The organism is Spirillospora sp. NPDC049652, from assembly GCF_040675125.1.
GTDB lineage: Bacteria > Actinomycetota > Actinomycetes > Streptosporangiales > Streptosporangiaceae > Spirillospora.
In genome coordinates this window covers 1-4,110 of sequence record NZ_JBFAOF010000672.1, presented here as the reverse complement: position 1 = coordinate 4,110, position 4,110 = coordinate 1, and the positions used below count along the sequence as shown (strand labels likewise).

The following is a 4,110-nucleotide window of genomic DNA, read 5'->3' as shown; positions in this document are numbered from 1 at the left end:
CGGACGTCGCGATCCGCGCCGCGCCGGGCGGCATCGGGCTGGGCGGGACCAGGGCCTCCAGGCGGTACAGGCGCTGCTGCATCAGCGTCCAGGGGACCGCGCCCGTCCGCCTCCGCCAGGCGTCCGCGAACGCCGCCGCGGCAGGGGGCTCGGCGTTCACACCGGTCGGGGTGAACGGCAGGGCGTCCGCGAGGGCGCGGGCCGCGTCGTCGGCGACGGAGGTGAGCAGGAGCGGGAACGTCGGTGTGCAGAGGAACGCTGCGACCGGCTCCGCGCCGCCGAACCAGCCGAAGACCGGGTCGTCCGGCCCGTAGGCGTGCGGGCCGGCGCGGCGCAGGGTGTCCAGGACGGTGAGGTGCGTGGTGTTCCGGGTCGGGTCGGCGCGCAGCAGGCCCCCGGCCGCCGCCTCGAAGGCCGCCTGGTCGCCGGTGATCCGCCAGCCGTCCATGCCCGGCACCCTACTCCGCGTCCGCCGCGGCGACCGCGGCCTCGGGGACGCGCCCGACCACCGGCAGGACGATCGCGGACGGCCGGTCCGGGTCGTGGAACACCTCCTGGTCGGCCGCGACGGCCGGCAGCGCCGAGCTGGTCAGCGGGTCGCCGGTGCCCGGGTTCGCCGCGACCTTGGGGTACGCGCCGCTGGCCACGTGCACGCGGACGCGGTGGCCGCGCCGGAACCGCCGCGCGGTCGGCCACAGGTCCACGGTCACGCGGTGCACGCCGTCGCCGTCCGCCGGATGGGCGGGCGTGAGCCGCAGCCCGCCCTCGCACACGTTGCGGGACACGCCGTCCTCGTCCACGTCGCACAGCCGGACGATCAGGTCGGTGTGCGGACGGCTCGACCGCAGGAAGACCTCCGCGGACACCGGGCCGATCACCTCCAGGTCGGCGGCCAGCGGCGGCGAGGTGAACACCAGCACGTCCGGCCGCCGCTCCAGCGGGCGGTTGTCGACCGGCTTGGAGCTGCCGAGCAGCGTCGGGCCGCCCAGCGCGGGCGTCGGGCGCGCCGGGTCGTACCGGAAGGTGCTGGGCTCGCGGGAGCGCGGGCCGTCCGGGCCGAGGCCGCCGCCTTGGTGCAGGTGCCAGCGCTCCTGGCGCATGCCGGGCGGCGGCCAGTCGCGGTAGTCGCGCCACTCGCGCGCGCCGGTGACGTACAGCCGCACGGGGTGGGTCCGCAAGGCGGACGCGGCACCCTGCATGTGCGCGCGGAACCACGCGAGCGACTCGCGGAACGCGACGAGGCCGTGCCGGGGGTCGGCGTGCCACCACGGCCCGATCGTCAGGTACGGCCGGTGCCCGGCGGCGCGCAGCGCGAGGTAGTCCTTGACCTCCCACGGCAGGAACACGTCGTACCAGCCGCCGAGGAGCGCGACGGGGGCCTCGACCTGTCCGACGGTTCCGGAGAAGTCACGGCTCAGCCAGTAGTCCGTCCCGTCCGCGTGCGCGGCGAGCAGGTCCTGGTAGAAGCGCATCGGCGCGCCGCCGGTCAGCATGTCCAGCTCGGCGAGCGGACGCATCGACGCCGCGGCCCGCAGCGCGCGGCGGCGCGACACCAGCGGCGCGGTGAGCAGGCCGAGGCGGCCGGACTGCCGCTGCGTCAGGTCCGTCCAGGTCAGCGTGGACTCCAACGCGAACGACCCGCCGACGTAGGCGGCCTCGCGGAACGACGACGCGGTCACCTGCAGCGCCATCGCCTTCAGCTCCGGGACGGCCTCCGCCGCGAGCGCCCACGCCGAATAGCCGAGGTAGGACGCCCCGTACAGGCCGAGCGACCCGCCGAACCAGGGCTGTTCGCGCAGCCAGCGGACGGTCGCCGCCCCGTCGTCGCGTTCGCTGCCGAGCGGGTCGAACTCGCCGCCCGACCCGAACGTCCCGCGCGCGCTCTGGACGACGAGCTGGAAACCGAACGGCACGAACGGCAGGCCGTTGAGCAGCGCCGCCGGTCCGCGCCGCCCGTAGGGCGTGCGGACGAGCAGCGTCGGCGGGTTCCGGACACCGCGCGGGACGTACCGGTCGGCGAGCAGCGTCACGCCGTCCGGCATCGGCACCGGGATGTCGCGGTGGACGGTGTGGCGCGGCACGCGGAGGGGTGGAAGCGGGGGAGTGGGCAGGCGGTCGAAGAGAGCCATGCTTCTCGGTCTCCGTCCGAGGGGGCTGCTTTCCGGGCTGCGGGGGCCGCGGCCGCCGGGACCGCGGGGCTACCAATCGGTAACGGTAGCGGGTGGGGCGCCCGTCCGGGTGACCGCCTCCCACGGAACGCGGCCGAGTTCACCCAGCCGCCGCGCCCAGTGCGCCTCGCCGCCGAACTCGTCCCGCCACGCCCACAGCCGCGTGGTCAGCGCGCCGAGCGGATGCTCCGAGGTCACGCCGATCGCGCCGTGCACCTGGTGCGCGAGGTCCGCGACGACGCCCGCCGCGCGCGAAGCGTTCAGCTTCGCCGCCGCGACCGCGAACCCGTCGCCCGGGGCGCGCAGCGCGGCCCGCACCGCGACGTCCGCGACCGCGACCTCCCCGGCGAGCTCCGCGAGCTGCTGCTGGACGGCCTGGAACCGGCCGAGCGGACGCCCGAACTGCTCCCGCTCGCCCGCGTGCCGCACCGCCAGCTCCAGCGTCCGCCGCATCGCCCCGGTGAGCTGGACGGCCCGCAGCAGCGCCCCGCGCAGCATCACGTCCTCGACCGCAACCGGACACTCCACCGCCGCCAGGTCGCCCCGCACCGTCACGTCGTCGCGCGGTTCGCCCGCCACGTTCGTCCCGTGGACGATCTCGACGTCCCCGGGACCGACGATGGCGACGCGGTCGCCGTCGAGCACGACGAGCCGGTGCGCGTCCCGCGCCCACGGAACCCGGCGCGCGAACCGTCCCGGCACGACCGTCAGCGGCCCCGGCGGCACCGAGCGCCCGGTCGCCGCGAGCAGCCGTCCGGCCAGCAGCGTCTCCGCCAGCGGAACCGCCGCGCCGTGGTACCCCTGCGCGCGCAGCAGGACGGCCACGTCCGCGAGGCCGCCACCGCTGCCGCCCGCGTCCTCAGGGACGCCGACACCCGTCAGACCTGCCTCCACCAGCGCGGGCCACGGATCGTCCAGGCCGAGGATCGCGTCGGCGGTCTCCGCGAGCAACGCGCTGTCACTATCCGCGACGTCCGTCATGTCACCGCACCCCCAGGCCGCGCGCGACGATGCCGCGCAGGATCTCGTTCGTCCCGCCCCGCAGCGTGAACCCGGGCGCCTGCACGATCGCCTGCGCGAGCAGCCGCGAGGCCAGGTCCGGGGACGCCGGGTCCGGTTCCGCGCCGAGCTGCTCGCGCGCCACGTCGATCACCTCGCGTTCGAAGCGCGTCCCGAGGTCCTTGACCAGCGCGGCCTCCAGGTCGGGCGTGCGTCCGGCGGCGAGCGCGCCCGCGACCGCCAGGGACGCCTGCCGCAGCGCCCAGAGCCGTCCCAGAAGCCGCCCCGACGCGACCCCCGGTGCCAGGGAGCATACGAGCCTGACCAGCGCGAACGTGCTCAGGAACCGCTCCGGGCCGGACCGCTCGTACGCCAGCTCCGCCGTCACCTGCCGCCAGCCGTCACCCTCCGCGCCCAGCAACTCGGCCCGCGCGCCGTCGAACACGACCTCGTTGAAATGGTGCTCACCCGCCAGTCCGAGGATCGGACGGACCGTCACCCCCTCCGACGGCAGCTCCACGACGAACTGGCTCAATCCCTCGTGCCGCGTCGCGCCCGGCGTGCTGCGCGCCAGGACGACGATCGCGTGCGCCAGATGCGCGCCGCTCGTCCACACCTTCGTCCCGGTCAGCCGCCATCCGCCGTCCGCCCGCTCGGCGCGCGTCCGCACCGACGCCAGGTCCGACCCCGCGTCCGGCTCGCTCATGCCGATCGCGAAGAAGCACTCGCCGCGCGCGATCGCGGGCAGGAACCGCCGCCTCTGCTCCTCCGTGCCGTTCGCGAGAAGGCTCGGCCCCATCTGCCGGTCGGCGATCCAGTGCGCCGCGACCGGCGCGCCCGCCGCGAGCAGCTCCTCGATCACCACGAACCGCTCCAGCGCCGACCGCCCGTGCCCGCCGTACTCGGCCGGCAGCGTGAGCCCGAGCCAGCCGCGCGCACCGAG

General features: G+C 76.3%; 3 protein-coding genes and 1 pseudogene. All 4 read right to left on the bottom strand.

The genetic code is table 11. The features are described from left to right. Positions 1-448: pseudogene (locus tag AB0J52_RS30325) on the bottom strand (GNAT family N-acetyltransferase); the annotation flags it as partial. A 10-nt stretch (positions 449-458) separates the two neighbouring features. Next, positions 459-2,129 carry a CocE/NonD family hydrolase gene (locus AB0J52_RS30320; RefSeq protein WP_500186076.1) on the bottom strand — a complete coding sequence of 557 codons (1,671 nt, stop codon included), beginning with the start codon at positions 2,127-2,129 and terminating at the stop codon, positions 459-461. A 69-nt stretch (positions 2,130-2,198) separates the two neighbouring features. Continuing rightward, positions 2,199-3,149 (bottom strand): acyl-CoA dehydrogenase family protein, encoded by a 951-nt coding sequence (locus tag AB0J52_RS30315; RefSeq protein ID WP_500186074.1) that lies wholly within the window; start codon positions 3,147-3,149, stop codon positions 2,199-2,201. A 1-nt stretch (position 3,150) separates the two neighbouring features. Next, the coding region (locus tag AB0J52_RS30310) for an acyl-CoA dehydrogenase family protein (protein ID WP_500186072.1) at positions 3,151-4,110 on the bottom strand (960 nt) is incomplete at its 5' end.

Coding starts and splice junctions, on each gene's coding strand:
- AB0J52_RS30320 (WP_500186076.1), bottom strand. CDS start 2,129: ATGGCTCTCTTCGACCGCCTGCCCACTCCCCCGCTTCCACCCCTCCGC.
- AB0J52_RS30315 (WP_500186074.1), bottom strand. CDS start 3,149: ATGACGGACGTCGCGGATAGTGACAGCGCGTTGCTCGCGGAGACCGCC.